The sequence below is a fragment of the Sinomonas humi genome (assembly GCF_000802235.1).
Lineage (GTDB): Bacteria > Actinomycetota > Actinomycetes > Actinomycetales > Micrococcaceae > Sinomonas > Sinomonas humi.
Genome location: NZ_JTDL01000038.1, coordinates 1 through 4,321 on the forward strand (window position 1 = coordinate 1; position 4,321 = coordinate 4,321).

6 protein-coding genes and 1 pseudogene are annotated in these 4,321 nt (G+C 71.6%); 2 read left to right on the plus strand and 5 right to left on the minus strand.

All coding sequences use genetic code 11. From position 1 onward, the window contains the following. Positions 1–804, plus strand: a pseudogene (locus LK10_RS03735) (beta-L-arabinofuranosidase domain-containing protein); the annotation flags it as partial. Positions 805–1,544: 740 nt separating this feature from the next. On the opposite strand, the gene LK10_RS03740 reads toward LK10_RS03735, so the two are convergent. The 5 genes from LK10_RS03740 to LK10_RS03755 form a co-directional block, all read right to left on the minus strand. Continuing rightward, positions 1,545–1,976 carry a DUF302 domain-containing protein gene (locus tag LK10_RS03740; RefSeq protein ID WP_043120258.1) on the minus strand — a complete coding sequence of 144 codons (432 nt, stop codon included), beginning with the start codon at positions 1,974–1,976 and terminating at the stop codon, positions 1,545–1,547. Positions 1,977–2,153: 177 nt separating this feature from the next. Beyond that, positions 2,154–2,321, minus strand: coding sequence for a hypothetical protein (locus LK10_RS21700; protein WP_156144016.1), 168 nt, complete (start codon positions 2,319–2,321; stop codon positions 2,154–2,156). Between the two features lie 47 nt (positions 2,322–2,368). After that, positions 2,369–3,133, minus strand: coding sequence for a sulfite exporter TauE/SafE family protein (locus LK10_RS03745; RefSeq protein WP_043120259.1), 765 nt, complete (start codon positions 3,131–3,133; stop codon positions 2,369–2,371). Then, the gene (locus tag LK10_RS03750; RefSeq protein ID WP_043120261.1) at positions 3,130–3,723 is read right to left on the minus strand and encodes a rhodanese-like domain-containing protein; all 594 of its coding nucleotides are present in this window, start codon (positions 3,721–3,723) and stop codon (positions 3,130–3,132) included. Before LK10_RS03750 ends, LK10_RS03745 begins: the two co-directional genes overlap by 4 nt. A 62-nt stretch (positions 3,724–3,785) precedes the next feature. Then, entirely contained in the window at positions 3,786–4,082 is a 297-nt protein-coding gene (locus LK10_RS03755; protein ID WP_156144017.1) for a rhodanese-like domain-containing protein, read from the minus strand. 117 nt (positions 4,083–4,199) lie between these two features. Between LK10_RS03755 and LK10_RS03760 the strand changes: the two genes are divergently transcribed. After that, positions 4,200–4,321, plus strand: a 122-nt coding sequence (locus tag LK10_RS03760) for a metal-sensitive transcriptional regulator (protein WP_043120264.1), incomplete at its 3' end; no start/stop codon positions are given.

The following is a 4,321-nucleotide window of genomic DNA, read 5'->3' on the forward strand; positions in this document are numbered from 1 at the left end:
CGCGAGGAAGGCACCCCTCCAGCCCCCGACCGGGCCAGCCCCCGCGCAGCCTCGAGCCTGCGCGCCCCATGGTTCGAAGTCTCCTGCTGCCCCACCAACGTCGCCCGCACCCTCGCCTCGCTCGCGGCCTACATCGCCACCAGGACCGAAGACGGCATCCAGCTCCACCAGTACGCCCACTCCCGCATCCGCACCGAGCTCGGCGACGGCCGCAAAGTCGACCTGCGCATCACCTCGGGCTACCCCCGCGACGGGGCGGTGCGGATCGAGGTCCTCGGGGAGACCGGAGGCGAATGGGAACTGGGGCTCCGCATCCCAGCCTGGGCCGGCCACCGGGCGCGCCTGACCCTCAACGGCACCGTCCGGCAGGTCCGACCAGGGCTGACTGCCCTCAGGCGCGCCTTCGTCCCCGGCGACACGATCGAACTCGACCTGCCCCTCGAGCCCCGGTTCGTCCGCGCCGACCCCCGAATCGACGCGGTCCGCGGCACCGTCGCCGTCGAGCGCGGCCCCCTCGTCCTGTGCGCGGAATCCACCGACCTCCCCGGCCATGCCGACCCCGAGGGGCTGCGCATCCTCACCGACCAGGCCCCGCACACGGAGGGCGAAACCACAGTCGTCACCGGCTACCTCAGCAGGGTCAAGGAACAGCCGTGGCCCTTCGGACCGGAACCGGAGGAAGAGCGTCTCGCCGGCCCGCAGGCCATCCCTCTCATCCCCTACTACCAGTGGGCGAACCGCGGCCCCTCCACGATGCGCGTCTTCATGCCCGTCTCCGCCCCCTCCGATTCCAGCTCCGCGTGAGCTCTCTCAGGCGAGGGAACCACGCAAGGGGAACGGGCTCTGCGGCTGCGGCTGCGGCTTCCCGTGTCCGCAAGCCTGGGGCTTCAGCGCACAACCACGGCATGTTCCACGCTTGGCTTTCGCGAGGCCAGTGGAGGTAGCGAGGAAGGCGCCGGCAGGAAAGAAGGGGTGCCCGCCGGGGTGTCAATCCCGGCCATCGCCGCGAGCGGTCTGCGCGAAAGCGGCGCGCAGGTCGTTTCGGAGCCTCGACCAAGTGCTTGCGAGCATGTCGCTGATCGCCGACGGCGACCTATCTGGCCACCCTGGGCGAGCTGGGGCTTCTTTCTCTTCGACAGCACGCATCAAACGGCGCCGCAGCAGGCCCTGCCCGCCTCTGAAGGCGTCCGGGGCGGTCGTGACGACACTGGTCCCGCGGCAGCCACCCATCGGCCCCCGGGGGGCCGAGCCCCGGAGCGCCCTGGACGAGCTCCGGGCCCAGCTCGACTCGGCAGCGCGGCGCTCGCGCCGCCCAGGCGCTCCGGAGCGAAATGGAGGCCGGCATTAGCGCCGGCGCAGGCCGCTGGCCAAGGGCTCACCGAAAGCGCGGCCGTGGCTGGGGTACGGGGAGCACATCTGAGAGAAGCGGCGTTGGGCTGCCAGCGGTGATCTCCCCCATCTCCCGGCTGGGTCTACGGCTACTCCTCCGGCGACCGTGACCACCGAGAAGTCGACGCCCGTCAGGACTCCGGGGGAGGCGGGACTCAGACGGCTTCGCCGGCAGCGTCGCCTTCCCGGAGGGCGGAGAGCGCCGAGCGGAGCCGGGAATCGGCGTCCTCAGCGATTTCGCGCACGGCCGGGGTGCCGCTGAGCTGGACCATGGTCTGGGGGTCGATGGCTTCGACGATCGTGGTGTCCTCGGTCGGCTTCCTGCGGACGACGACGTTGCAGGGCAGCAGCGCCCCAAGCTCGGGCTCTGCTGCGAGGGCACGTCGGGCGAGCGGAGGGTTGCAGGCCCCGAGGATCGTGTAGTCGCCGAGCTCCTCGGCTGCGGCAGGGCCGAGCTTGGCTTCGAAGGTTGCCCTGACGTCGATTTCGGAGAGGATGCCGAAGCCCTGCTCGGCCAGCGCGGACCGGACGAGTTCGAGGGCGCGCGCGTACGGCTGGGCCACTGTGAGGGAGTGGGTGTATGACATGGTAGGTCTTCCTTGTGTTCGCTGTGGACCGCCCTCACAGCCCGCTTTGCGGGTGGCAAGGTCCTTGCCCGGTGTCCTGTGCGGGGGGTGGCGTCCGTGGTCCGCTGGCGGGTGCTGCCAAGCGGACCACGGAGGACGGGCAGGCTGCCGCTCTGGGCAGTTCCGATTCTGTCGGGTTCAGCGCCCGAGGAGGCGCGAGAAGAACGACCCGAGGGCGCTGGGCTCGTTCTCGTGGCCCTGGCAGCGCTGCGAGTTCGGGACGCCCCGCATGACCTGCTGGACGTGCTGGCCGCAGCCGGCCCAGGTGAGCTTCCCGCATTTCCTGCAGGTGACCTGACGGCACATTGGTTTTCTCCTTCGTTTCGGCTTTCTGGGGGTTGGGTTGTGGGGGTCTAGCGTGTGAGGGCCTGGATCGCGACGTAGACGGCGACCAGCAGGACCAGTCCGGCGAAGCCGCGTTTGAGGGCGTGCTCGGGAAGCCGCCGTCCGAGGCGGCCTGCGGCGATGGAGGCGGCCATCGCCGCGACGGCGAACGCGCCGATCACGGCCCAGTCGAAGTGCATCTGCCCGAGGTGGGCGGCCAGGCCCGCGAGGGAGTTGATGACGATGATGACCAGGGACGTCCCGACGGTCAGGGCCATGGGCAGTCCCAGGACCAGGGCCAGGGCGGGGACGATGAGGAAGCCGCCGCCGACTCCGAGGAGCCCGGTGAGGAACCCGACGACGGCCCCGGTCAGGATGGCCTTGGGGAGGCAGCTGCGCCAGTTCACCCCGCCCTCGGGGAGGGCGCAGGAGCCGCCCATGGCCTCCGTGCGTCGGAGCATGCGGATGCCCGCGCCGACCATGATCGCCGCGAAGGCCAGCAGGAGGACCTTCTGGTCCAGGACCCTGTTCACTGCGGCGCCGAGGTAGGCTGTCGCGGTCCCGGCGGCCCCGATGATGAGGGCGAGCCGCCAGTTCACGCCTCGCCGGATCCTTGGGAGCACGGCGACGGCGGAGGAGGCCCCGACGACGACGAGGGAGCCGGGGATGGCGGCCGCGAGCGGCAGCCCGACCCCGTAGACGAGGGCGGGGACGGCGAGGATGGACCCGCCCCCGCCGACCAGGCCGAGGAGGCCGCCGACGACGGCGCCGAATGCCAGGGCGGGAAGGATCATGCCGCGTCCCGCAGCCTCTGGAGGGCCTGGTGCGCGGTCGGCTCGCCCGCGGAGCGGTTCCACGGCATCCAGGAGAGCATCCGTCCCATGGCGCAGCTGTTCGTCGCGGCGGAGAAGGCCAGGCCTGCGCCTACGCCGCCGGCGACGAGGCGGAGACGTGGGGAGACGAAGCGGCCGGCGAGGATGCCCGCCAGGACCAGGGAGCCCGCCGTCATGCGCACCTGCCGCTCCAGGGCCCAGGTCTGGGCGCCGCGCACGACTTCGCCCCCGGCGGCGGCGAAGGCGGGCACGCCGCCTTCGAGCACGCTCACCGTGGGGAGCCCGACGGCAGCGAGCCGCTGCTGCGCCTGCTCGGCCCGGGCGCCGGACTGGCAGACGAGGACGACGCGGGTCCCGAGCCGTTCGGCGAACTCCTCGGTGTGCTCGCTCAGGAGGGGAAGGGGCACGTGGTAGGAGCCCTTGATGTGGAGGGAGTCGAACTCGGCTCCGCTGCGGACGTCGACGACCATGAGGTCGTCGTGCCGGGCAGCCCACTCCTTGAGGGTGGCGGGGTCGACGGTGGCGGGCATGGTTGCTGTGCTCTCGGTCATCGCTTCTTTCGATCTGGATTGCCGGTGGGCCGGTCTCCGGCGCACCCGGGGAGGAGGGGCGGTCAGGCGGTGGGCAGGCCGGCGGCCTGCCAGGCGAGCATGCCGCCGGCCATCGTGTCGGCGCTGAAGCCCGCAGCGGCGAGCTGGTCGGCCGCGGCGCCGCTGCGCCGCCCGCTGCGGCAGACCGCGATCACCGGAACGGCGGGGTCCAGTTCGCCCAGGCGGGAGCGCAGCTCGCCGAGCGGGATGTGCCGGGCGCCGGGAATCACGCCGTCGCCGAGCTCGTCGGCTTCGCGCACGTCGACGATCTGGGTTCCGGCGCCGAGCGCCTGGGCGGTCTGCTGAGGTGTGACGTCCATTGGTGTGGCCTCTCTCATGGTTGATGGGATACCCCACGGGGTAGAATTGACTGCTGCCCGATTCGGGGCGTGTGGGTTATTCGAGGAGCTGTCGTGGTCGAACTGAAGCCCGAGGACATGACGCCGGTGCTGAACCGTCTGCGCCGAGCGCAGGGCCAGCTGGCCGCCGTGGTCAGGATGATCGAGGAGGGCAAGGACTGCACCGCGGTGGTCACCCAGCTCTCCGCGGTCTCGAAGGC

Coding starts and splice junctions, on each gene's coding strand:
- LK10_RS03740 (WP_043120258.1), bottom strand. CDS start 1,976: ATGTCATACACCCACTCCCTCACAGTGGCCCAGCCGTACGCGCGCGCC.
- LK10_RS21700 (WP_156144016.1), bottom strand. CDS start 2,321: ATGTGCCGTCAGGTCACCTGCAGGAAATGCGGGAAGCTCACCTGGGCC.
- LK10_RS03745 (WP_043120259.1), bottom strand. CDS start 3,133: ATGATCCTTCCCGCCCTGGCATTCGGCGCCGTCGTCGGCGGCCTCCTC.
- LK10_RS03750 (WP_043120261.1), bottom strand. CDS start 3,723: ATGACCGAGAGCACAGCAACCATGCCCGCCACCGTCGACCCCGCCACC.
- LK10_RS03755 (WP_156144017.1), bottom strand. CDS start 4,082: ATGGACGTCACACCTCAGCAGACCGCCCAGGCGCTCGGCGCCGGAACC.